Annotated in this window: 1 pseudogene; it reads left to right on the top strand. The window is 46.1% G+C overall.

Features of this window, described 5'->3' with window-relative positions:
• Positions 1-39 precede the first annotated feature (39 nt).
• A pseudogene (locus RM545_RS17565) lies at positions 40-310 on the top strand (hypothetical protein); the annotation flags it as partial.

Genomic DNA, 310 nt, shown 5'->3' with positions numbered 1-310 from the left:
AAAAGATTATTGACAAATGTATGGCGAAGGCGAAAAAAGATGGGGTGGTACTTCGCAGGAGCTACAAACGCACCAGCAAACAACTGCTTCGCGACAGCTATAACGGCAGCCATCCCAGGCGCCGCAAAAGAGCCAAAGCTTCCAGGGGGAAATCAAAAGACCATTGCAGGACGATTGATCAGGGAGCTGGAACGAAAATTGGCACCTGGAGAATTTGCCGCAGAACTGGATCTTTTTAAAAAAAAAGTACTGGCCCAGGAGAAAAACAGTAAGAACAAGATCTACAGTTTACATGAGCCAGAGGTGTATT

The organism is Autumnicola lenta (assembly GCF_031846515.1).
GTDB classification, from domain to species: Bacteria; Bacteroidota; Bacteroidia; order Flavobacteriales; family Flavobacteriaceae; genus Autumnicola; species Autumnicola lenta.
This window is presented reverse-complemented; position numbering and strand designations above follow the sequence as displayed.